19 protein-coding genes are annotated in these 22,476 nt (G+C 71.3%); 5 read left to right on the top strand and 14 right to left on the bottom strand.

Annotated features, from left to right (window positions below; translation table 11 throughout):
* Positions 1-157: 157 nt before the first annotated feature.
* Entirely contained in the window at positions 158-997 is an 840-nt protein-coding gene (locus ACQRWP_RS29115) for a hypothetical protein (protein ID WP_238678788.1), read from the bottom strand.
* A 193-nt stretch (positions 998-1,190) separates the two neighbouring features.
* Between ACQRWP_RS29115 and ACQRWP_RS29110 the strand changes: the two genes are divergently transcribed.
* Complete coding sequence (locus tag ACQRWP_RS29110) at positions 1,191-2,273, top strand: Leu/Phe/Val dehydrogenase (protein WP_430499302.1); 1,083 nt, start codon at positions 1,191-1,193, stop codon at positions 2,271-2,273.
* 300 nt (positions 2,274-2,573) lie between these two features.
* Positions 2,574-2,789, top strand: coding sequence for a DUF3073 domain-containing protein (locus ACQRWP_RS29105; RefSeq protein WP_030332207.1), 216 nt, complete (start codon positions 2,574-2,576; stop codon positions 2,787-2,789).
* 136 nt (positions 2,790-2,925) lie between these two features.
* Here ACQRWP_RS29105 and amcA read toward each other — a convergent pair whose 3' ends face one another.
* The 5 genes from amcA to ACQRWP_RS29080 all read right to left on the bottom strand — a co-directional run bounded on the left by amcA (position 2,926) and on the right by ACQRWP_RS29080 (position 7,628).
* Positions 2,926-3,153, bottom strand: coding sequence for a multiple cyclophane-containing RiPP AmcA (amcA, locus tag ACQRWP_RS29100; protein ID WP_124853502.1), 228 nt, complete (start codon positions 3,151-3,153; stop codon positions 2,926-2,928).
* Positions 3,122-4,225 carry a cyclophane-forming radical SAM peptide maturase AmcB gene (amcB, locus tag ACQRWP_RS29095; protein WP_430503323.1) on the bottom strand — a complete coding sequence of 368 codons (1,104 nt, stop codon included), beginning with the start codon at positions 4,223-4,225 and terminating at the stop codon, positions 3,122-3,124. Before amcB ends, amcA begins: the two co-directional genes overlap by 32 nt.
* Positions 4,226-4,355: 130 nt before the next feature.
* Positions 4,356-5,510 carry a phosphoribosylformylglycinamidine cyclo-ligase gene (purM, locus tag ACQRWP_RS29090; protein WP_196920530.1) on the bottom strand — a complete coding sequence of 385 codons (1,155 nt, stop codon included), beginning with the start codon at positions 5,508-5,510 and terminating at the stop codon, positions 4,356-4,358.
* Between the two features lie 57 nt (positions 5,511-5,567).
* Positions 5,568-7,106 carry an amidophosphoribosyltransferase gene (gene purF, locus ACQRWP_RS29085; protein ID WP_430499299.1) on the bottom strand — a complete coding sequence of 513 codons (1,539 nt, stop codon included), beginning with the start codon at positions 7,104-7,106 and terminating at the stop codon, positions 5,568-5,570.
* A 168-nt stretch (positions 7,107-7,274) separates the two neighbouring features.
* The gene (locus ACQRWP_RS29080) at positions 7,275-7,628 is read right to left on the bottom strand and encodes a sterol carrier family protein (protein WP_430499296.1); all 354 of its coding nucleotides are present in this window, start codon (positions 7,626-7,628) and stop codon (positions 7,275-7,277) included.
* 161 nt (positions 7,629-7,789) lie between these two features.
* Here ACQRWP_RS29080 and ACQRWP_RS29075 point away from each other — a divergent pair, with 161 nt between their 5' ends.
* On the top strand, positions 7,790-9,805 hold the full coding sequence (locus tag ACQRWP_RS29075) for a hypothetical protein (protein WP_430499294.1): 2,016 nt from the start codon (positions 7,790-7,792) through the stop codon (positions 9,803-9,805).
* Between the two features lie 106 nt (positions 9,806-9,911).
* On the opposite strand, the gene ACQRWP_RS29070 is transcribed toward ACQRWP_RS29075, so the two are convergent.
* The 4 genes from ACQRWP_RS29070 to purS all read right to left on the bottom strand — a co-directional run bounded on the left by ACQRWP_RS29070 (position 9,912) and on the right by purS (position 14,352).
* A complete protein-coding gene (locus ACQRWP_RS29070; RefSeq protein ID WP_112586203.1) occupies positions 9,912-10,667 on the bottom strand; it encodes a 2-phosphosulfolactate phosphatase in 756 nt (251 codons plus the stop codon).
* Between the two features lie 4 nt (positions 10,668-10,671).
* Positions 10,672-13,341: a phosphoribosylformylglycinamidine synthase subunit PurL gene (gene purL / locus ACQRWP_RS29065; RefSeq protein ID WP_430499293.1), complete on the bottom strand. Its 2,670-nt coding sequence runs from the start codon at positions 13,339-13,341 to the stop codon at positions 10,672-10,674.
* 67 nt (positions 13,342-13,408) lie between these two features.
* Positions 13,409-14,092 carry a phosphoribosylformylglycinamidine synthase subunit PurQ gene (purQ, locus tag ACQRWP_RS29060; RefSeq protein WP_091396055.1) on the bottom strand — a complete coding sequence of 228 codons (684 nt, stop codon included), beginning with the start codon at positions 14,090-14,092 and terminating at the stop codon, positions 13,409-13,411.
* The gene (purS, locus tag ACQRWP_RS29055) at positions 14,089-14,352 is read right to left on the bottom strand and encodes a phosphoribosylformylglycinamidine synthase subunit PurS (RefSeq protein WP_030491392.1); all 264 of its coding nucleotides are present in this window, start codon (positions 14,350-14,352) and stop codon (positions 14,089-14,091) included. The genes purQ and purS overlap by 4 nt, the downstream gene beginning before the upstream one ends.
* A 358-nt stretch (positions 14,353-14,710) precedes the next feature.
* On the opposite strand from purS, the gene ACQRWP_RS29050 reads away from it, so the two are divergent.
* Together ACQRWP_RS29050 and ACQRWP_RS29045 are read left to right on the top strand one after the other, a co-directional pair.
* Positions 14,711-15,391: a S1 family peptidase gene (locus ACQRWP_RS29050; protein ID WP_430499290.1), complete on the top strand. Its 681-nt coding sequence runs from the start codon at positions 14,711-14,713 to the stop codon at positions 15,389-15,391.
* A gap of 24 nt (positions 15,392-15,415) precedes the next feature.
* A complete protein-coding gene (locus tag ACQRWP_RS29045; RefSeq protein WP_091396061.1) occupies positions 15,416-15,979 on the top strand; it encodes a YbjQ family protein in 564 nt (187 codons plus the stop codon).
* 27 nt (positions 15,980-16,006) lie between these two features.
* On the opposite strand, the gene purB is transcribed toward ACQRWP_RS29045, so the two are convergent.
* The 4 genes from purB to ACQRWP_RS29025 form a co-directional block, all read right to left on the bottom strand.
* The gene (gene purB / locus ACQRWP_RS29040) at positions 16,007-17,431 is read right to left on the bottom strand and encodes an adenylosuccinate lyase (RefSeq protein WP_430499288.1); all 1,425 of its coding nucleotides are present in this window, start codon (positions 17,429-17,431) and stop codon (positions 16,007-16,009) included.
* 84 nt (positions 17,432-17,515) lie between these two features.
* A complete protein-coding gene (locus ACQRWP_RS29035; RefSeq protein ID WP_430499287.1) occupies positions 17,516-19,924 on the bottom strand; it encodes a hypothetical protein in 2,409 nt (802 codons plus the stop codon).
* On the bottom strand, positions 19,917-20,948 hold the full coding sequence (locus ACQRWP_RS29030; protein WP_430499285.1) for a glycosyltransferase family 2 protein: 1,032 nt from the start codon (positions 20,946-20,948) through the stop codon (positions 19,917-19,919). The genes ACQRWP_RS29035 and ACQRWP_RS29030 overlap by 8 nt, the downstream gene beginning before the upstream one ends.
* 192 nt (positions 20,949-21,140) lie before the next feature.
* Positions 21,141-22,433: an acetyl-CoA C-acetyltransferase gene (locus ACQRWP_RS29025; protein ID WP_430499283.1), complete on the bottom strand. Its 1,293-nt coding sequence runs from the start codon at positions 22,431-22,433 to the stop codon at positions 21,141-21,143.
* Between the last annotated feature and the right edge of the window lie 43 nt (positions 22,434-22,476).

The following is a 22,476-nucleotide window of genomic DNA, read 5'->3' as shown; positions in this document are numbered from 1 at the left end:
CGAACGGATGAAGGTCCCTAGACGGACGGATGAACCATGCCCGATTTTTACGACTTTTACACGGTAGAAAGTACCTTATTCGGACTCATGATCACGGTTCGTGATGCGTCAACTACGAGCACAACTCACCTTGGGAGCGCTCCTAGGGTGATATGCCCTAGTTGCACCGCTCCAACAGCTGCACCGCGCGCCACCGAGCCACCAACTTGTCGTACGCGGCCGACGCCTCCTCGGCCTCGCCGCGTGACAGCCCCGCGAGGCCGCCGGCAACCAGTTCGGGCGAGTCGTCCGCGGCGAGCGTCTCGTCGGAGAGCAGGTCGACCAGACCGCCGTAGTCCAGCTCCACCACGGATCGCGGATGGAACTCCTCCAGCCAGCGGGCCGCCTCCTCCACCGCCTCGGTGATCGGCGCCTCGCCCACCGACTTGCGCAGCACCGACAGCGCCCGCGACGAGCGGCGTCGAGCCTTGGAGATCTCGGTGCGGTAGCGCAACGCCCGCCGGCCCGGCTGGGTGACCAGGTCCCGCTCCGCCGGGTCGAAGAGCACGAACCACCGCAGCGGTACGCCCCAGGTGGCGATCTGCTCGTGCACCCGGGGCACCCCGTGCTCCAGCACCCGGGCGCCACTGCGCCAGTCGTCCACCACCGCCCTGGCCTGCCCGGCGAGCACCGGCGGCACGAAGGCGTCGGCGAGCACCGAGGGCACCCCGTCCCGGGCGCTGAGCGCCGCCTCAGCGACCCGGATGCGCAGGTTCCACGGGCAGACCAGCAGGCCGTCGTCCGTCTCCAGGACGTACGCCTCCTCCGGCAGGTCCGGCAGCCGGGTCCAGCCGGCGCCCAGCGCCTCGATCACCGCCGTCCGCTGCCGACCGGGCCCCTCGACCGGGGCGACCGCGCGCCCCTCCGAGACGTAACGGCGCCAGTAGCTCTGCCGGTCCCGATCGAAGGCGGCCAACGGTTCGTACACGCGCAGGTAAGAAGCGAAGAGCGACGGCACCGCGCGATCCTCCCACGAACCACGCCCGTACGCGGTCAGCGGCCGGAGCACGCGCGCCGCACCGTGAGACGGCGGCGGCGCGTCGAGCGCCCGCCCGGCGGCCGATACTAGGCTCGATCACACCGGCAGCATCCCCGCCGGGGTCCACCAGGTCCGCGTCTCACAAGGACGCACACCACAGTAGGAGCCAACCATGGGCGTATTCGCGAGCACCGACGACCCGGTATCGACCGGTCACGAACAGGTCGTGTTCTGCCAGGACAAGCAGAGCGGCCTGAAGGCGATCATCGGGATCTACTCCACCGCGCTGGGCCCGGCGCTCGGCGGCACCCGCTTCTACCCGTACGCGAGCGAGGACGACGCCCTCGCCGACGTGCTGGACCTGTCCCGCGGGATGGCATACAAGAACGCGCTCGCCGGTCTGGACCTGGGCGGCGGCAAGGCCGTCATCTGGGGCGACCCGGAGCAGATCAAGAGCGAGGCGCTGCTGCGCGCGTACGGCCGCTTCGTGGAGTCGCTGGGCGGTCGCTACTACACCGCCTGTGACGTCGGCACGTACGTGGCGGACATGGACGTCGTGGCCCGGGAGACCCGCTACGTGACCGGGCGCAGCGTGGAGCACGGCGGCGCCGGCGACTCGTCGATCCTCACCGCCTGGGGTGTCTTCCAGGGGATGCGGGCCGCGGCCGAGCACGTGTGGGGCACCCCGAGCCTGCGGGGCCGGCGGGTCGGCGTGGCCGGCCTGGGCAAGGTCGGCAAGTACCTCACCGGGCACCTGCTGGAGGATGGCGCCGAGGTGGTCGCCACCGACGTCAACCCGAAGGCGTTGACGTGGGTGCGCAGCAACCACCCGCAGGTCACCCTCGTCGACGACTCCAGCGCGCTGGTCGCCGCGGACATCGACGTGTACGCGCCGTGCGCGCTGGGCGGCGCCCTGAACGACGACACCGTGCCGGCGTTGCGCGCCAAGGTGGTCACCGGGGCGGCGAACAACCAGCTCGCCCACCCGGGCATCGAGAAGCTGCTGGCCGACCGGGGCATCCTCTACACCCCCGACTACGTGGTCAACGCGGGCGGCGTGATCCAGGTGGCCGACGAGATCGAGGGCTTCAACTTCGACCGGGCGAAGCTGCGGGCGACCCGGATCTACGACACCACCCGCGAGATCCTGCACCTCGCCGACGCGGAGGGCGTGCCGCCGGCGGTGGCCGCCGACCGGCTGGCAGAGCGGCGGATGGCGGACGTCGGCCGGCTGCGCGCGATCCACCTGCGCTGAGCGTCCCCGGGGGCGGGTCGACGAGATCCGCCTCCGGGCCCCGGTGCCGAGCGTCGCTGGGTAAGCTGAGCCGGGGTCAATTTTGATGCGGTTTGTCCGGTGTCACGGGTGCTAACCGTTCCGCTCCTTACCCGGTACACTGGGTGACGGCCGGATCGACGCGACGCGCAGAGCCGGCTGACGGTAACCCGAGGTGCCGAACGGTGGCATCCCCATGTACCGTAAGAGCCACGAGAGATGCCTGACGTCATCGGGGCCCGCCTTCGGGCTGCCCCGCATTCTGTGCGAGGGGGTCGAGCCATGGGGCGCGGCCGTGCTAAGGCCAAGCAGACTAAGGTGGCGCGGGAGTTGAAGTACCACTCCCCGAACACCGACCTCACCGCTTTGCAGCGCGAACTGGCGGGTGCTGGTAAGTCTGAGCACCACTTCGACGACGACTCTAAAGAGTTCGTCGACGACGATGATGAGGATCACGCGGACGACGATCCGGATCCCTGGGTCCGTCCGACCCGCTGACCTCTCGACGCAGCTGAGCACGCGGTAACCCCCGCGTGCTCACGCACGTACCGTGCAAGTGCAGTCGCCGACGATCAGGGGCCTGGCCCGACCGGATCCACTCCGGCCGCTCGACAGGCCCCTGACAACGGCTCCCTCAGCGCGGGCGATTGTTCCAGTTGTAGAACGTCGGGATGTTCTCGAAGTGGTTCCAGGCGCAGACCGCGCTGGAGCCCTCTCCGCCCGACACCTCCGAACGCAGCCGCCGTGCGTCCTCGGCCTCCTGAAGCAGCGCTACGAGCGCGGGAGCCGCGTCCCGCACCCGTTCGGTGACTCCGTCGTCCGCTTCGCGCTCAGGCCGCCGGTGACTGGTGGTCTCGGGCATGCTCCAACACTCCCTCCAATAGGCGGATCTTGCTGTTGCGGCAGTGCTCGGTCTCCGTACCGTCAAAACGCCCCAGTTCGAAGAAACGGTTGGCGGCATGGCCGCCACCGCAGAAGCCGAAGTACGGGCAGGACGCCCGACACGCTTCCACCCCGGCCAGGAACTCCCCCACCCACGGCGTTGTCGCCGCGTTGCCGAGGATCTGCGCCAACGGGGTCGCCAGCACGTTGCCGCTGCTGAAGTCGCCGTAGCGGGGGTCGGTGAACCCGGCCAGCTCCGGGGAGAGCACGATCACCGAGCCGTCGTGACCGATCGTCGGGATCGGGTCCAGTTGACGGGGCAGCACCCCGTCCGCCGAGTTGTCGAGCACCGCCGCGGCGTAGCGCAACGACCACTCGACCTCGCGGAGGTGGATCCGGGGTTCCCGGCGCCACGCCCCGACCAACTCCGCCCAGAATGCGGAAACGGCCGACGGGTCGTGGCGGTTGTCGCGGGTGTTGACCCCCTCGGTCTCCTCGATGTTGATGCCCAGCACGTCGCAGCCCAGTTCGAGGAAGTAGTCGTACAGCTCGGTGGCGAGCCCCGGCTCCGGCCGGGACACCACGGCCAGCGCGGAGAAGGGCAGACCGCGCCGGCGCAGCACCGAGATGCCGTGCAGGATCCGGTCGTACGCCGGCTGACCGCCCCGATTGACCCGGTCGCCGTTGCGCACCCGGGGGCCGTCGACGCTCACGCTCACCCGCATCTCGTGCCGGGCGAAGAAATCGCACCAGTCGTCGTCGATGAGGGTGGCGTTGGTCTGCACGTGGTGCTCGACCTCTGGCCCGAACGGGGCGATCAGCTCGGCCAGGTGCTCTCGACCGGCAGCCAGGGGCTCGCCGCCGTGCCACACGACGGAGAACCGACCGTTCGCCGCCCAGGGATTGACAGCGGCCGCGACCGCCTCGGCCACCGCCACCGGCATCCGGCGGTCGGCGGCCCGAAACGGCAGATAGCAGTACGCGCAGTCGAGGTTGCAGAGGGTGGTGGGCTGCATGACGACGTACGACGGGACGGCGGCCAGACCGCGCATCCCGCTGAACGACTGTCCCCGAGCAGCCATCGCCCTCCTCCGCCTAGCCTGAGGGTGCCCTTCAGGCTAGGCGGCATTGGCCACTCGGGTGAAGCCCTGATCAGGTGCCCGTACGATCACCGGAGGGTGATCAGCCTCGGGTGTGCTGACCGACCATCTGCACGTTGCCGGTGCCCTCGATGATCTCGCCGGCCTGCCACGCCTCAACCCCACGGCCGGTCAGGGTGGCCAGCGCCCGGTCGGCGTCCTCGGCCGACACGATCGCGAACATGCCGACGCCCATGTTGAAGGTCGACTCCATGTCGTGATCGTCGATCCGACCCTTCGTCTGGATCAGGTCGAAGATCGGCTGCGGCTTCCAGGTGGACCGGTTGACCACCGCGTCGACGTGCTCGGGCAGCACCCGCACCAGGTTGCCGGGGATGCCGCCACCGGTGATGTGGGACAGCGCCCGCACCTCGGCCTCGGCGATCAGCTTGAGGCAGTCCTTGGCGTAAATCTTGGTCGGGGTGAGCAGCTCCTCGCCGAGGGTCCGCTGCCGACCGAAGTCGTCGATCACGATGTCCAGACGCATCCGGGCCGCGCCCAGCAGCACGTGCCGGACCAGCGAGTACCCGTTGGAGTGCAGGCCGGAGGAGCGCATGGCGATCACCACGTCGCCCACCTCGACCCGCTCGGGGCTGAGGATGTCGGCTTCCTCGACCACGCCCACGCCGGTCGCGGAGATGTCGTACTCGTCCGGGCGCAGCACGCCGGGGTGCTCGGCGGTCTCCCCGCCCAGCAGCGCGCAGCCGGCGTAGCGGCAGCCGTCGGCGATGCCCGCGCCGATCTCGGCGACCTTGTCCGGCACGACCTCGCCGGTGGCGATGTAGTCGAGCAGGAACAGCGGCTCGGCGCCGCAGGCCACCAGGTCGTCAACGACCATCGCGACCAGGTCGATGCCGACCGTGTCGTGAATGTCCATCTGCTGGGCGATCACCAGCTTGGTGCCCACCCCGTCGGTGGAGGACGCCAGGATCGGGCTCTTGTACTTCTTCGTGTCCAGCCGGAACAGGCCGGCGAAGCCACCGAGGTCACCGAGCACCTCGGGACGGCGGGTCTGCCGCACCTTCGACTTGAGCAGCTCCACCGCGCGGTCACCCGCGTCGATGGAGACACCAGCGTCGGCGTACGAGACCGAGCGTTTGCGCGCCTGGCGGCCAGCACCGCCCGTCCACGGCTGGCGGTCGCCGCCGGCGCCGGTCGGGCTGCTTCCTGCGCCGCTGCGCTCGGACACGTGCGTCACGGTTCTCCCCTTTGGTTCTCGGTGCCGCCGGCGGTAGCCGGGCCGCGCCGGTTGGTGCTACGGGCGGTTTGCGGTAACGCCACCCGGAGTGGCGACGGACGAGCCGTTGGTGTTCGGGGCCTCCGGCGCCGAGTTGGCGACGCGTCGACCCACCCCTTCGAGCACGTGCTTTCCGATCAGGTTGCCGGCCGGCAACTCGATCGGGTACTCCCCATCGAAACACGCCCGACACAACCGGGTCTTCGGCTGCTCGGTCGCGGCGATCAGGCCGGGAAGGGAGACGAAGCCCAGCGTGTCGGCGCCGATGGAGCGCCGGATGCCGTCGTTGTCCAACCCGTTGGCCAGCAGCTCCGCCCGTGTGGCGAAGTCGATGCCGTAGAAGCACGGCCAGCTGACCGGCGGGGAGGAGATCCGGACGTGCACCTCCAGCGCCCCCGCCTCACGCAGCATCCGCACGATGGCGCGCTGGGTGTTGCCGCGCACGATCGAGTCGTCCACGACCACCAACCGCTTGCCGCGGACGTTTTCCCGCAGCGGGTTGAGCTTGAGCCGGATGCCGAGCTGACGCAGGGTCTGTGACGGCTGGATGAAGGTGCGACCCACGTACGGGTTCTTCATCAGGCCGGCGCCGTACGTGATGCCGGACGCCTCCGCGTAGCCGATGGCGGCTGGGGTGCCCGACTCGGGCACCGGGATCACCAGGTCGGCCTCGACCGGGTGCTCCTTGGCCAACTGCCGGCCGATCTGCACGCGCGCCGAGTGGACGTTGCGCCCGGCGATCGTGGCATCCGGGCGGGCGATGTAGACGTACTCGAAGAGGCAGCCCTTCGGCTCCGGCGCGGCGAACCGGGTGGAGCGCAGCCCGTTCTCGTCGATCGCGATCAGCTCGCCCGGCTCGACCTCGCGCACCACGCTGGCACCGACGATGTCCAGGGCGGCCGTCTCGCTGGCGATGACCCAGCCGCGCTCCAGGCGACCGAGCACCAGCGGGCGGACGCCGTGCGGGTCGCGGGCCGCGTAGAGGGTCGACTCGTCCATGAAGACGAAGCTGAACGCGCCGCGCAGCTGCGGCAGCACCTCCAGCGCGGCCGCCTCGACCGACAGGTCCGGTCGGCTGGCGAGCAGCATCGTCACCAGGGAGGTGTCGTTGGTCGAACCGTCCGCGATGAGGCCGCGCTCGGCGACCTCCTTCTCCAGCTCGGCCGTGTTGACCAGGTTGCCGTTGTGGGCCAGCGCGATGGTCGTGCCGGAGGTGGTCGACCGGATCGTCGGCTGGGCGTTCTCCCAGTTGGACGCGCCGGTGGTGGAGTATCGGGCGTGCCCGATCGCCAGGTGACCACGCAGGCTGGCCAGGGTGGGCTCGTCGAAGACCTGCGCCACCAGGCCGAGGTCCTTGTAGACCACCACGCCGGAGCCATCGCTCACCGCGATGCCCGCCGCCTCCTGGCCGCGGTGCTGTAGGGCGTAGAGGCCGAAGTAGGTCAGATTGGCAACCTCTTCGCCGGGGGCCCAGACGCCGAAGACGCCGCAGGCATCCTGGGGGCCAGGTCGTTGGGGGTCAAGGTCGTGGCTCAGCCGGCCGTCGCCTCGGGGCACCTACCGCTCCCTCATGCTGGTCTGGACCGGCTGGGCGGGGATCACGGGCGGATCCACTCTCCTCTGCCGGGACCACTGTCGTCGCCTGACAGTGTACGCGAATCGACGTCAATACAGAAAGTCACGATTCCCCTGCTCAGCGTTACGGCGAGTGGGACATCGGGACGACTAGAGGGGCAGATACGCCGAGAGGTCCGCCCGGTTGCCACTCATCTGGACGCGACCGTCGGTGACCGTCTCCGCCCAGGCAACCCTGCCGGATGCCAGCTCCAACCAGGTGTTCGGGGCCATCTCGACCACGTTTGGTGGATTTCCTCTGGTGTGTCGAGGCCCCGGTACGCATTGGATCGCCCCGTATGGTGGGACGCGCACCTCCACCGATCGGCCGGGGGCGCGCTCCGCGAGGACGGCCAACAACGACCGGACCGCCTCTCGGTACACCGGCCGTTCGGGTGTACGCCCCTCGTCGAGCGCCGACAACGCGGCCGTGACAGCAGCGGACTTACTGTGCGGAGAGGACACGACGGGACGATACGACCCCCAGGCCAAACACGCGACGCTGGCCCTGGGTCGCGCTCATGCAGTCGGACAAGGCATAGTTGCCGACGGCGTATTCGAACCGTGATGATCCCCGGCCCGGCGCCCCGCCGGTCAGAGGGAAGTCAGCCCGGAAGGCGGTGGACGTGTCAACACACCGACGTGCCTGGAAGCAGCGGGCCGGTGTGGTCGTAGCGCTGGTTGCCGGCGCTCTGCTCGCCGTCCCCGCCACACCAGCCATGGCCGCAGAGGTCAGCGTTTCCCCCAGCTCGATCACCGTAAACGCCGGCAGCGACGCCACAATCACCGTGCGCGTCACTGGGGGTAATAACGACGAGTCGGCGAAGGTCAGCCTCTCCGGCCTGCCGTCCGGCGTCAGCTGCGCCAGTGGTTGCGGCGATGTCAAACTCTCCGGCGGCGGCCTGGGCAACCCCACAGGGTCGCAGCTGGTCAGGATCGCGGCCAACGACAACGTCGGCGACGCGACCGCGACCATCACGGTGGCGGTCGAGGCCGAGTCCGGCCCGGACACCGCCACCGTCTCGCTGACCGTGAAAGGTAAGGCCGCTCCGCCGCCGCCGCAGAACCAGACCGTGCGGTCGGTCGCCGGCAAGGTGGTCGCGCAGGCCGACGGCAAGGCCGTGCCGAACGCGTTCGTGGTTCTCCAGGACAGCGCCGGTCACCGCTACGACGCCACCAGCAACGGCAGCGGTGACTTCCGGTTCACCGGCACCACCGACAAGCCGATCGCGCCCGGACGGATCGACCTGGGCGCGTCGTTCGACAACATCAAGGCGTTCAAGTCCCTGAACGCCAGCGCCGGACAGGCCATCACCGGGCAGCGACTCAGCCTCGCGATCAAGGTCGAGGTGACGCCCAGCGCCACCCCGTCCGCCACCCCCGAGGCCACCCCCACCGAGGAGGCGACCGAGGAGGGCACCGAGGAGGAGCCCACCGAGGAGGCCAGCCAGGGCGCCCCGGCGAACGCCGCGAACAACGAGGACGGCGGCGGCTTCAGCTCGTACCTGATCATCCTGCTCGGTGGTCTTCTGGTCGCCGCCGGTGTCGGCACGATCGTGCTGCTCTGGATGAAGCGCAGGGAGAACGGCGACGACGACGACGCTCCGGCAGCTGCCGGTGGCGGCGGTGTGGTGCCGCCCTCGCGGGGCGGGTTCCGCGGTCCCGACGACCAGACCCGGGTGGTCGGCGGTCGTCCCGGCGGCGGAGCGGACCCGACCATGGTCGGCGGCGCGGCGCTGAGCGAGGCACCGACGATGATGCACCGCCCGGTGGTCGACGACGTTCCGCCAGACCCGTACGGCGCGCCTGCCCAGGCGTACGGCGGCGCGGGTCAGCAGGGCTGGGGCGGCGCCGGCTACGGCGAGGAGCCAGCGTCCGCTGGATACGGCGCCGGCGGCTACGGCAACGCCCCCGCTTCCGGTGGCGGCTACGGCGCTCCGGCCGGCCCGGAGGGCGGGTACGGCGCCGGTGCGGCCGGTGACGGTTACGGTGCCGCGCCCGGTGCCGGCTACGGCAATGCTCCGGCCTCCGGTGCCGGCTACGGGAACGCTCCAGCCTCCGGTGGCGGCTACGGCGGTCGTGATTACGACGCCCCGGCCGGCACCGCCGCCTACCCGCCGGCTCCCGCTGGCGGAGCGGCCTACGGCGAGCGGTTCGACGAGCCGACCGGCCGGTACACCGGCGACAGCACCCAGTACCCGGCCCCGGCCGACCCGTACGCCACCGGCGTGTACCAGCCGGAGCAGGGGCAGGGGTACGGCCAGCCCGATGCCGCCCCGTACGGTGGTCGCGCTGCCGAGCCGACCGCGGGATACGGCGGTCCGGAGGCTGGCGGGTACGACCAGGGCGGCTACGGCCAACCAGCTGGCGGGTACGACCAGGGCGGCGCCTACGGCCAGGAGCCTCCGCAGCAGCGCGGCGGCTACGAGGACCGGGGCTACGACCAGGGCGGCTACGGCCAGCCCGCCGGCGGATACGACCAGGGCGGCAACTACGGCCAGGAGCCTCCGCAGCAGCGCGGCGGCTACGACGAGCGGGGCTACGACCAGGGCGGCTACGGCCAGCCCGCTGGGCGGAACCGGCCGGACACCCCACCGCCGACCGAGCGCGGCGGTCGACGCCTCGACTGGCTGGACGACTGACCCCACCACAGTGCACGGAAACGGCCACCCGGGAGATCCGGGTGGCCGTTTCGCTGCAAGACCCATTCGCGATCACTGAAGTCGGGTCATCCTGCAAGGAGTGCGGTCAGGCGGCGGAGAAGACGCCCTGGTGGAGCACCGGCACGACGTCCGACACGCCGATCCGGACGGCGACGTCCACGTCAGCGGCGAAGCCGCTCTCGGTCAACTCCCGCCCGGAGACGCTGCCGCGCACCGCGGCGGGCAGATCCGGTGTGCTCGCCAGCGCGGCGAGCGCCATGGCCGCCTCCACCGAGAGCCCACCGGGCACACCGGAGAGGGCGTCCAGCACCGAGGCGGCGCCGAGTTGGTCCTCCACCGACGGGCGCAGCGACCCGTCCGGCCACCGCTCCCCCGAGGCGATCACGCCGATCGGGGCGTCCAGCGTGCCGTACCCCTGGCGGCGCAGCCAATGTCCTACGGCGCGTGCGTTGCGCAGGCACGCCGCGACCACCGGCAGGCCGGTGGCGCTGGCGGCGGCGCTGATGGCGGAGCCGTTCGGCGAGGGCAGCACGAGGTCCGCCACCACGGGTGCGCTGCTCAGCGCGGCGGGCGAGAGCGACCACGGATGTTCCGCGGTCGTCTGCCGCCGCCCGACAGCAGCTGTCGCACCGACCCGGACGGCGTACTCGGCGGCCTGCTCACCCCAGGGGAACGGGTGCACCCGCATGCCCCGGGCGACCGCCACCTCCACGGCGGTGGTGAACGAGAGGACGTCCACCACCACCAGCGCCGCGCAGACCCGGCCGAGCTCGGCCGCCCCGGTCAGCCCCCAGTCGAACCGGGCACCCGATCCGGGTTGGCCGTAGACGGCGGCCGTCAACGCCTCAGCGCTCGTCAGGCGACGGCTCGGTGACACCGGAGTCAGACTCGGACGCCCCACCAGGCTGCTCTGACCCGATCGGCTCGACCGCGCCGGTCTCCGGGGAAGGACCCGAGGAAGCGATCGGCTCGGAGACCACCGCCGCCGCGTCGACCGGCTCGGCCTGCGCGACCGGCAGCGGGACGGCCTCGACCGCACCCGCCACACCGGCAGCCGGCGCGGGCACCTCGACGGCCGCCGAGCCCCCGAAGAGGCGCGGCAACGTCTCGGTGTGCGCGGTGCGCAGCTCGTCGAGGCCGATCCGGAACTGGCCGTGCACCTCGAGCGCCCCGCCGGACGGGTCGGTGACGCCGATCAGCTCGAACGGCACGCCCCGCTCGGCGCAGAGCGCCGCGAACGCCTTGTCGTGGCCGCGTGGCACCGAGACCAGCGCCCGCGTGGCGGACTCGCTGAACAGGTAGACGAACGGCATCGAGCCCTCGCCGAACTGCTCCGGCACCGCGACCCGGGCACCGACGCCGCGACGCAGGCAGGACTCGACCAGGCTCTGGGCGAGCCCACCGTCGGAGAGGTCGTGCGCGGAGGCCAGGTGGCCGACGCGGGCGGCCTCGGCCAGCAACTCGGCGAGCGCCTTCTCGCGGAGAAGGTCGACCTGCGGCGGAATACCGCCGAGGTGCTCGTGCGTCACCCAGGCCCACTCCGAGCCGGACAGCTCCACGTTCGTCTCGCCGAGCAGGTAGAGCTGGTCGTGGTCGCCACCGGCGCGCGGCACGAAGCCCATCGGCACCCGGTCGGCGACGTTGTCCAGCACGCCCAGCACGCCGACCACCGGGGTCGGGTGGATGGCCGCCGCGCCGGTCTGGTTGTAGAAGCTGACGTTGCCGCCGGTCACCGGGATGCCCAGCTCCAGGCAGCCGTCCGCCAGGCCGCGGACGGCCTCGGCGAACTGCCACATCACGCCCGGGTCCTCCGGGGAGCCGAAGTTGAGGCAGTTGGTCACGGCGATCGGCTTCGCGCCGGTCACCGCAACGTTCCGGTACGCCTCAGCCAGGGCCAGCTTGGTGCCGTTGTACGGGTCCAGGCGGGTGTACCGGCCGTTGCCGTCGACCGACAGCGCCACGCCGAGGCCGGTCCGCTCATCGATCCGGATCACGCCGCCGTCCTCCGGCTGGGCGAGCACGGTGTTGCCCAGCACGTAACGGTCGTACTGCTCGGTGACCCAGGTCTTGTCGGCCAGGTTGGGCGACGCGATCATGCGCAGCACGGTCTCCCGCAGCGCCTCCGGGTCGGCCGGGCGGGGCAGCGTCTCGGCCCGGTCGGCCTGGAGCAGGATCAGGTCGGCCGGCTCACGCATCGGCCGGGCGTAGACCGGGCCGTCGTCGACCAGCGAACCCGGCGGCACATCGACGACCAGGTGGTCCTGCCAGGTGATCAGCAGGCGGCCCGGACGGCCGTCCGGCTCCGGTGCGGTGACCTCACCGATCGCGGTGGCGAGGACGCCCCACTTCTCGCAGGTCTTGAGCACCGCGTCGAGCTTGTCCGGCTCGACGACCAGCAGCATCCGCTCCTGCGACTCGCTGGCCAGGATCTCGTGCGGGTCCATCGAGGGCTCACGCAGCGGCACCCGCTCCAGCCAGACCCGCATGCCGGTGCCGGCAGCGGCGGCGGTCTCGGTCAGCGCGCAGGTCAGGCCGGCGCCGCCGAGGTCCTGGATGCCGACGACCAGTTGGCCGTCGTACAGCTCAAGGCACGCCTCGATCAGCAGCTTCTCGGTGAACGGGTCGCCGACCTGCACGGCGGGTCGGCGTGCCTCGCTGCCCTCGTCGAAGGTCGCGCTGGCCAGCACCGACACGCCGCCGATGCCGTCCCGGCCGGTCTTGGCGCCCATCAGGACGACAACGTTGCCCGGGCCGGCGGCGGCCTTGTTCTGCAACCGGTCGACCGGCAGCACGCCCAGGCAGAGCGCATTGAGCAGGGGGTTGCCCTGGTAGGAGGGGTCGAAGACCAGCTCTCCACCGATGTTGGGCAGACCCAGGCAGTTGCCGTAGCCGCCCACGCCGGCGACCACGCCGGTGAGCACCCGGGCGGTGTCCGGGTGGTCCGCGGCACCGAAGCGCAGCGGGTCCATCACCGCGACCGGGCGGGCGCCCATGGCGAGGATGTCCCGGACGATGCCGCCGACGCCGGTCGCCGCGCCCTGGTACGGCTCGACGAAGCTCGGGTGGTTGTGCGACTCGACCTTGAAGGTCACCGCCAGCTCGTCGGAGATCTGCACGACACCGGCGTTCTCACCGATGCCGGCGAGCAGCCGGTCGCTGTGCGGGGCCTTCTCGCCGAACTGGCGCAGGTGCACCTTGCTCGACTTGTAGGAGCAGTGCTCGCTCCACATGATCGAGTACATCGCCAACTCGGACTGCGTGGGCCGGCGGCCGAGGATCTGCCGGATCCGGTCGTACTCGTCGTCGCGCAGGCCCAGCTCCGTGTACGGCTGAAGCTCGCCCGGGGTGCCACCGGCGCGCGGCACGGTGTCCACGCCCTCGGTCCAGACGGCTGCGGCCGGCTGGGCGGGAGCGGTCGCCGGTGCGACCGGCTGCGCCGGGGTCGGCTCGGCCGGCTGCGCCGGGGCGGAGTACGCCTCCGGTGTGTCCCGTACCGGGTCCGGATGGGTGGTCATGACCTCTCCTCGCTGCGCTCGTGCCCGCCAGGCCGGCGGTTGAGCTGACCGATGATCGTGCCGCCGGTCATGCCGGCGCCCCCACCAGGTGCTTGAGGACCGACGTGAAGAAGCCGAGGCCGTCCAGCGAAGGGCCGGTGAGCGCCTCCACCGCGTGCTCGGGGTGCGGCATGATGCCGACCACGTTGCCGGCGGCGTTGGTGATCGCGGCGATGTCGCGCTGGGACCCGTTGGGGTTGCCGCCGACGTAGCGGGCGACCACCCGGCCCTCGGCTTCGAGCTGGTCCAGCGTCGCGGTGTCCGCGACGTAGCAGCCCTCGCCGTTCTTGACCGGGATGAGCACCTCCTGGCCGGGCTGGAACGCGTTGGTCCACGCCGTCCCGGCCGACTCGATGCGCAGGACCTGGTCCCGGTTGCGGAAGTGCAGGTGCTGGTTGCGGGTGAGCGCGCCGGGCAGCAGGTGCGCCTCGCACAGGATCTGGAAGCCGTTGCAGATGCCGAGCACGGGCAGACCACCCCGAGCGGCGTCCACGATCGTCTCCATCACCGGGGCGAACCGGGCGATGGCGCCGCACCGCAGGTAGTCACCGTAGGAGAAACCGCCGGGCAGAACGACAGCGTCGACACCGTGCAGCTCCGGGTCGCCGTGCCAGAGCCGGACCGGCTCAGCGCCGGCGATCCGGACGGCCCGGGCCGCGTCCCCGTCATCGAGCGAGCCGGGGAAGGTGACCACACCGACCCGGGCGGTCACGAGCGGGCGTCCGCAGTCTCGTCGGCCTCGACCAGGCGGACGGTGAAGTCCTCGATGACCGGGTTGGCGAGCAGTTTGTCGGCAATCTCCCGAGCGCGGTCCAGGTCCGGTTCACCGGTGAACTCGATCTCGATCCGCCTGCCGATCCGAACCGAGGCGACGTCACCGACGCCGAGCCGGGGCAGCGCGTTTGCGACGGCCTGGCCCTGCGGATCAAGGATCTCGGGCTTGAGCATGACGTCGACGACGACGCGAGGCACTGGGCACTCCTGACTGTGTACGCAGTTGGGTGCCGACCCACAATGGGCGAGCGCAGCCAGCGTACCTGGCAGATATCGCCGCGGACGCACCGGCCGGGTGCAGTTCAGGCAGTGATCGACATTACTGACGCTCAGGCGGACCCGCCAGGCGCGACAGGTGGCCTCAGCAGGACATATACGGCGCAGCAGGTGGCCGAATCGTTACATTGGGCAACCTCGATCACTCCCTTGATAACGACCGCGTCGGGCCCTACTCTACATCGACGTAAGTCGATTTCGCCGGCTCCGGGAACCCCCGCCGCCCGGCCCCATCCGCACCCGGCGACCCCGGGCCCGCCCCGTCCAAGGAGTCCACCCGATGCGCATCCGCCCCCTGCTCGCCGTACTCAGCACCGCGCTGGTCGGCGCCCTCGGCGTCACGTCCGCCGCGTCCGCCTCCCCGCCCAGCCCGAACATCATCGGTGGCGGCACCGTCTCGTCCGCCCCCTGGGCCGCCGCGGTGCTCAGCAACGGCTCGTTCACCTGCTCCGGCAGCGTCATCGCCGCGCAGTGGGTGCTCACCGCCCGGCACTGCATCAGCGGCACGATGTCGGTGCGGATCGGCAGCGTCAACCGCACCTCGGGCGGGGTCACCCGCACCGTCAGCGCCACCTACACCCGCAGCGACCTGGCCCTGATGCGGCTCTCCACCAGCGTCAGCACCTCGACCGTGACCCTGGCGAACAGCAACCCGCCGATCAACTCGACGAACTCGATCTACGGCTGGGGCATGACCTGCTACAGCGGGTGCTCCGCGTCCACCCAGCTGAAGACCGCCACCGTCCGGGTGACCAGCAACAACGCCACCGACGCGTACGGCGGCCAGGCGATCCGCAGCACCCGGATCAACGGCAACGCCTGGCGCGGTGACTCCGGCGGCCCGCAGTTCTACAACGGTCAGCAGGTCGGCGTCGCCTCCACCGCCGACGGGTCGAGCATCCAGAACTACGGCAGCGTTGCGTACAACCGGGCCTGGATCACCTCGGTGGCCGGTGTCTGACGGTTAGCGCCCCGCTCGGCGCGGATGGTCGGCCACGTGCCGGCCGTCCGCGCCGCGTCGTTTTGCAGCATCCGATCAGGTGAACAATGCACACGATCGGGTCGCGCCACTCCTGACAGCATCGGAACCGTGCTGGTCGTGACGACAGAGCAACTGCCCGGCTACGAGATCCGCCAGATTCTCGGTGAGGTGGTGTCATCGATGGCCAGGACGCGCAACCCGTACCGCGAGGGTGTGAAGAACCTGCGCGGTGGCGCGTACGACCCGATGGCCCCGGACAACCTCACCCGGTGGCGCACCGACTCGGTGGCCCGCCTCGGCGAGGAGGCCCTACGGCTCGGCGCGAACGCGGTGATCGGCATGCGGTTCGACAGCCGGGACTGTGGCGAGATGTGGATGGAGATCTGCGCGTACGGGACGGCCGTGGTCGCCGTACCCAAGATGCCCGAGGTCATGCCGGCCGACCAGCCGGCAGTCGCCGCGGAGACCGCGGAGATCGCTGGCTTCACCGAGTCTCCCGGCGGCATCGCCGAACCGGCCAGCGCCCCCAACCTGAGAACCGCCGCCGAAACCCCAACCGGCGAATAGCCCACCCATCCCGGGCCCCGCCCCTACCTAGAGGATGGGGGGTGGGCTGTAGGTGGCGGCGTGGGGGTGGGCTGTTACCACCTTGGTGATGCGACTCGTTACCGCTGCCACCTGGGCCTGGGCGGCGCCTACGAAGGCGTTGCGGTCGGCGACCAGAGTGTCGATGTCGGCGCGGGACAGGCCGAGTCGGCCGTCCGCCGCCAGGCGGTCGAAGAGGTCGTTCTCCGGTGAGCCCTTCTCGCGCATCGCCAGGGCCACCGCCACCGCGTGCTCCTTGATCACCTCGTGGGCGACCTCCCGGCCGACGCCCCGGCGGACCGCCGCTACCAGGATCTTCGTGGTGGCCAGGAACGGCAGGAAGCGCTCCAGCTCCCGGTTGATCACTGCCGGGTACGAGCCGAACTCGTCCAGCACGGTGAGGAACGTCTGGAACAGCCCGTCGGCGGCGAAGAACGCGTCCGGCAGTGCCACCCGGCGGACCACCGAGCAGGACACGTCCCCCTCGTTCCACTGGTCACCGGCCAGCTCGCCGACCATCGACAGGTAACCCCGGATGATCACGGCGAAGCCGTTCACCCGCTCCGAGGAGCGGGTGTTCATCTTGTGCGGCATCGCGCTGGAGCCGACCTGACCCGGCTTGAAGCCCTCGGTGGCCAACTCCTGGCCGACCATCAACCGGATCGTGGTGGCCAGCGACGACGGCGCGGCGGCGGTCTGAGCCAGCCCGGCCAGCACGTCGAAGTCGAGCGAGCGCGGGTAGACCTGCCCGACGCTGTCCAGAACCCGGGAGAAGCCCAGGTGCTCGGCGACCCGTCGCTCCAGCTCGGCCACCTTGTCGGCGTCGCCGTCGAAGAGGTCGAGCTGGTCGGCGGCCGTGCCGACCGGTCCCTTGATTCCCCGCAGCGGGTAGCGGGCGATCAACTCCTCCAGCCGCTCGTACGCGATCAGCAACTCCTCGGCCGCCGACGCGAAGCGCTTGCCCAGCGTGGTGGCCTGCGCCGCCACGTTGTGCGAACGGCCGGTCATGACCAGCTCGGAGTGCTCGTGGGCCAGCCAGGCCAACCGGGCGAGGGTGGCCACCACCCGGTCGCGGATCAGCTCCAGCGAGGCGCGCACCTGGAGCTGCTCGACGTTCTCGGTGAGGTCCCGGGAAGTCATCCCCTTGTGCACGTGCTCGTGCCCGGCGAGCGCGCTGAACTCCTCGATCCGGGCCTTCACGTCGTGCCGGGTGACCCGCTCCCGCTCGGCGATCGAGGCGAGGTCGACCTGGTCGAGCACTCGCTCGTACGCCTCGACCACGCCGTCCGGCACCGGCACGCCCAGGTCGCGCTGAGCGCGGAGAACGGCGAGCCAGAGCCGCCGCTCCATCCGGACCTTCTCCTCGGGAGACCAGAGGGCGACCAGTTCGGGCGAGGCGTACCGGTTGGCCAGCACGTTGGGGATCGTCGTCACGTACCTCATTGTCCCGCACCCGCTGGTCGACACCGGGACCGGGCCGGGGTCGACCAGCGGGACCCGGGCGGGTTGGTCAGGCCGTCAGGGGCGGTTCAGCTCGTAGACGGTGACCGAGCCGGCGACCAGCCGGACCTGGGCCAGCGCGGCCAGCTCCGCCGACACCGCACCCGCCCTGGTGTCGGCGAACAGCCACCTGACCCCGTGCTCGGTGCGGAGCCGGTCCAGGTCGGCCTGGGTCGGTGCGCTGAACACCCCGTCGTTGAGCGCCAACAGCGCCTGGTCGGGGAAGCTCTGTCGGGCGTACCCGAGGTTCTCGACGCCGTGCGCGGCCACGACCGCGTCGGTGTAGCCCCAGCTCTCCACCACCGTGCGGTGCCCACCCAGGCCGGTCACCCAGAACGCACGGGCGTCGCAGTGCGGGGTGGTGCGCACCGGCCGGCAGTGCACGTTGGTGGCGACCACGTCGTCGTCGGCGGCGTTGTCGTCCAGCCACAGCGCCGCGCGCATCTCGTCGGCGGTCAATGCGTACGGCTGCGGCCCGGTCGCCGGCACCGGCTCGGTCAGCACCGAGCGGACGGTCCCGCCCACGACGACGGCGGCACTGGCACCGAGCATCGCCGCGGTGACCCCGGCCAGGGCGATCGTCGCCGCCCGCCGACGACCTCCCGAGCCCGCCGCCGAAGCCGCCGGCACCGGGACCGGCGCCTGGACGCGGCGCCGCCACAGGGCGGCCACCCCGACGGCGAGCGCGGCGGCCACCGCCACGAACAACACGTACCGGGCGGCCGAGAGACCCAGCACCCGCAGCCACCCCTCGATCGTCGAGGTGGTGGGGGTGCCGGGACGGCTGATCCTCGGCACGGCGAAGCCCACCACCGTGCCGGCCGTGGCGAGCCCCGCCAGCGCGCCGGCCACGGCGGGCACCACCAGCGCCGGCCAGGGCGCTCGGGCCTGGGCGAGGGACCAGGTGGTCAGCACGACGCCGACCGGGATGACGCCCATCCAGAAGTAGATCTGACTGATCGACGGGTGCTGGAACACCCAGGTGGTGGCCGCACCGGCCAGGACCGTGCCGGCGAGCAGCCAGACGGCCGGGTCGGCCCGGTGCCCACCGTCGACGAGCAGGCTCATGCCCACCCACCGGGGCGCCTGACCCAGCACCCACCAGGCGACCACGGCGAATGCCAGCAGCCACCCGACAAAGCCACCGTCGTTGATGCCCGGCGGCAGCGGCGCGCTCGGCCAGATTCCGTCACCCGTTCCGAGGGTCTCGGAGTACGGGGCGATGAAGTGCAGCAACGCCAACGCCTGCACGCGCAGCGTGGAGGCCCCACCACCGGCAAACAGCCGGAAGCCGATCGCCATCGCCGCCACGAGGCAGGCCAGCGCCAACAGGGCCGGTCGCGGGGCCTGCCGCTTCCGCCACCAGAACACGACGGCGGTGAGGCCCAGGCCGGCGATCAACGGCGGCAACGCGCTGGACTTCGCCCCCGCACAGATCAGCCCGAGCGCCGGAACCAGCGGCCAGGCCCGACCGAGGGAACGCCCCCGGGCCACGTCGACGATGAGCCCGGCGAGCAGCAGCAACGGCACCAGCACGTACGTCTGGGAGGGGCTGCCGTACGACAGCGGCATCTCGCCGGTCGCGCCCACCGGCGAACCGAGCGTGACCCCCGCTCCGATGAAGGCGGCGAGGGCGGCCACCGGGCCGGCCCAGACGGCCCCACTCAGGTCGCGGGCGAGCCCGGCCGCGAGCAGCACCGCGGTACCGATCACGGGCACCAGCCAGAGCCGCAGCAGCACCACTGCCGGCGGAACTCCGGTGATCATGCTGCCGCTGGCGATGTGCGCGTCGGACAGGTAGTGATAGCGCAGGGCCTCCCCGGCGACGTGCGGCAACTCGAACGGCATCGCCCGGGTCAGCTCCTGCACCAGACCCAGGTGGTAGAGCACGTCCTGGTAGTAGCCGCCGTACACGGGAGGCAGCGGGACCATCCGCCACTGGGTGTATCCCCAGGCGAGCACCACCAGCAGCGCCGCGCCCATCCCCCAGTGCCAGGCCAGTGGCAGCGGACGGCGCTCGCCGACCCGCCAGTGCCGTCGCAGCCCCGGGACGGCGGCGAACGCGACGAGGACGGGCAGCGGCCACCACCGCAGCAGGGACTGCTGACCGGTCGCCGCGGCCAACGCCCAGGCGATGATCTCCAGCAGCAGACCGGTGGCCGCGCCGTAGCCGAGATCCTCCGGGAGGTTGCCCCGGCTGCCGCGCAGCGCGCGGTGCACCAGGGTCCCGGGGAGCACCAGCGCGAGGACCCAGTACGCGGAGAATCGCGCGAGATCCGGGGTGGGCACGCTGCCGCGGGACCAGACCACGAGCAGCGCGGCGATCACGAGCACCCACGGGAGCGTGCTGAGAACCGGCACGAGAGCGTTCCGACGCGACGCCGGGGCCGGGGCGTCGATCCGCTCGGCCAGTAGCAGGTCAGCCACGGACGCCGACCACCGAATCGAAGCTCGGCGTACGAGAGACGTCATCGCTGCGGGCGACCGGCTCCGCGCCCGGGGCCTCGTCGCGGGAGTCGGACCCGATGTGGAACGCCGGCCGGTTCTGCACTGTGGCGTAGATCCGGCCGACGTACTCGCCCAGCAGGCCCAGGCAGACCAACTGCACCCCACTGAGCAGCAGTACCGCGACGAACATCGAGGTCCAGCCGGGGATGGTGGTGCCGGAGACGTGGGCGATCATGCCGAACACGATCAGCGCGAGGCAGAGCAGGAAGCTCGACATCCCCAGCCAGGTGGCCAGGCGCAGTGGCGCGGCGGAGAAGTTCGCCGTGCTCTCCCAGGCCAGTGCCACCATCCGGCGCAGCGGGTACTTCGTCTCGCCGGCGGCGCGGGCCTCGCGGTCGTAGTGCACCTCGGCGCTGGGGAAGCCGAGCGACGGCACCAGCAGCCGGTAGACCGGGGAACGTTCGGGCAACCGGCGCAGGACCTCGATCACGTCCCGGCTGAGCAACCGGAAGTCGCCGGCCTGCGCGGGCAGGTCGACGCCGACGAGCCGGCGCATCGCCCAGTAGTAGCCACGGGCGCTGTTGCGCTTGAAGACCGTGTCGGTGCTGCGGTCGGCGCGGACGCCGTAGACGACATCGACCCCGTCCTCGCGGGCCACGCGGAGCATCTCGGCGATGGTCTCCGGCGGATCCTGGAGATCGGCGTCCAGGCTGACCACCCACTGGCCGACGGCCCGGTGCAGGCCGGCGGTCAACGCCGCCTGGTGGCCGCTGTTGCGCCGCAGCCGGAGCACCCGCAGCTGTGGCCAGTCCCGGCCGTGGTCGAAGAGCACCGACACGGTGTCGTCCCGGCTGCCGTCGTCGACGGCGACGACCTCGTAGTCGACGCCGAGCGCGTCGAGCACCGGCCGCAGCCGGGCGACCAGTGCCGGAATGACCGCTGTCTCATTGAACATCGGGATGACCACCGAGAGGGTGGTCGTCCGTGGAACGACGGACTCCATGGTGATACGGCCCCGTTCCGCACGCAGGAGTGATCGGTTCGCGCCAGCGGCGCGGCAACGATCACCATCGCGTGGTAAACCCTCTACGAGCGGGCGAGCGCCTGAACGGTCCGTTAACGCCCGCTGGCGAGCAGCCCCGGAAGGGATGTTCAGCGCCCCAGGAGGCGGTCACGCCCTCTCGGCCCGGCGCGTTCAGCGCTCCAGGATGGCGGTCACACCCTGGCCGCCCGCCGCGCAGATGGAGATCAGCCCGCGCCCGCTGCCCCGCTCGGCGAGCAGCTTGGCCAGGGTCGCCACGATCCGCCCACCGGTGGCGGCGAACGGATGCCCGGCGGCCAGCGACGAGCCGTTGACGTTGAGTCGGTCGAGGTCGATCGCGCCCAGCGGCGCGTCCAGGCCGAGCCGGTCCTTGGCGAACTCCGGTGACTCCCAGGCGGCGAGGGTGGCCAGCACCTGCGACGCGAACGCCTCGTGGATCTCGTAGTAGTCGAAGTCCTGCAACGTCAGCCCGGCGCGGGCCAGCATCCGGGGCACCGCGTACGCGGGTGCCATCAGCAGCCCCTCGTCGCCGTGCACGAAGTCCACCGCCGCCGTCTCCGACCAGCTGAACCAGGCCAGCACGGGCAGGTGGTGCGCGGCCGCCCACTCCTCGCTGGCCAGCAGCACTGTGGACGCGCCGTCGGTGAGGGGTGACGAGTTGCCGGCCGTCATGGTGGCCTGCTCGGCGTCCGGGCCGCGGGTGCCGAAGACCGGCTTCAGCGAGGCGAGCTTCTCCAGGCTGCTGTCCGGGCGGAGGTTCTGATCCCGGGTGAGCCCCAGGTACGGCGTCATCAGGTCGTCGAAGAAACCCCTGTCGTACGCGGCGGCGAGTCGCTGGTGTGAGCGCAGCGCCAGCTCGTCCTGGGAACGCCGGTCGATCTGCCAGCGCACTGCGGTGCGGGCCGCGTGGTCGCCCATGGACAGGCCGGTGCGCGGCTCGGCGTTGCGCGGGATCTCCGGCTTGAACGGCTGGAGTGGGCGCAGCTTCGCCGCGATCTTGAGCCGTTCGCCCAGTGTGCGGGCCGAGTTGAGCTTGAGCAGCGTGCGGCGCATCTCCTCGTTGACGGCGAGCGGGGCATCGGAAGTGGTGTCGACACCACCGGCGATGCCCACGTCGAGCTGACCGAGGGCGATCTTGTTGGCGACCAGGATGGCCGCCTCCAGGCCGGTGCCGCAGGCCTGCTGGATGTCGTACGCCGGGGTGTGTGGGTCGAGCCGGGAGCCGAGGACCACCTCGCGGGTGAGGTTGAAGTCGCGGGAGTGCTTGAGCACCGCCCCGGTCACCACTTCGCCGATGCGCTGCTCGGCCAGCCCGTAGCGGGCGATCAGGCCGTCGAGCGCCGCGCCGAGCAGGTCGGCGTTCGACGCGTCCGCGTAGCGGGAGTTGGAACGGGCGAAGGGGATGCGGTTGCCCCCGATGACCGCGACCCGCCGGGTGCTCTGCACGATCCGCCTCCTCGACATGTGTTGCTCGAACCCTACTCGCCAG

Source organism: Micromonospora trifolii, from assembly GCF_050516465.1.
In the GTDB taxonomy this organism is placed as follows: Bacteria; Actinomycetota; Actinomycetes; order Mycobacteriales; family Micromonosporaceae; genus Micromonospora; species Micromonospora trifolii.
This window is presented reverse-complemented; position numbering and strand designations above follow the sequence as displayed.

What these genes read in the sequence shown, in the direction of transcription:
- ACQRWP_RS29030 (WP_430499285.1), bottom strand. Translation starts at nt 20,948, where the DNA reads ATGGAGTCCGTCGTTCCACGGACGACCACCCTCTCGGTGGTCATCCCG.
- ACQRWP_RS29045 (WP_091396061.1), top strand. Translation starts at nt 15,416, where the DNA reads ATGGTCGGCCACGTGCCGGCCGTCCGCGCCGCGTCGTTTTGCAGCATC.
- ACQRWP_RS29050 (WP_430499290.1), top strand. Translation starts at nt 14,711, where the DNA reads ATGCGCATCCGCCCCCTGCTCGCCGTACTCAGCACCGCGCTGGTCGGC.
- ACQRWP_RS29105 (WP_030332207.1), top strand. Translation starts at nt 2,574, where the DNA reads ATGGGGCGCGGCCGTGCTAAGGCCAAGCAGACTAAGGTGGCGCGGGAG.
- amcA (WP_124853502.1), bottom strand. Translation starts at nt 3,153, where the DNA reads ATGCCCGAGACCACCAGTCACCGGCGGCCTGAGCGCGAAGCGGACGAC.
- amcB (WP_430503323.1), bottom strand. Translation starts at nt 4,225, where the DNA reads ATGCGCGGTCTGGCCGCCGTCCCGTCGTACGTCGTCATGCAGCCCACC.
- purL (WP_430499293.1), bottom strand. Translation starts at nt 13,341, where the DNA reads ATGACCACCCATCCGGACCCGGTACGGGACACACCGGAGGCGTACTCC.
- ACQRWP_RS29110 (WP_430499302.1), top strand. Translation starts at nt 1,191, where the DNA reads ATGGGCGTATTCGCGAGCACCGACGACCCGGTATCGACCGGTCACGAA.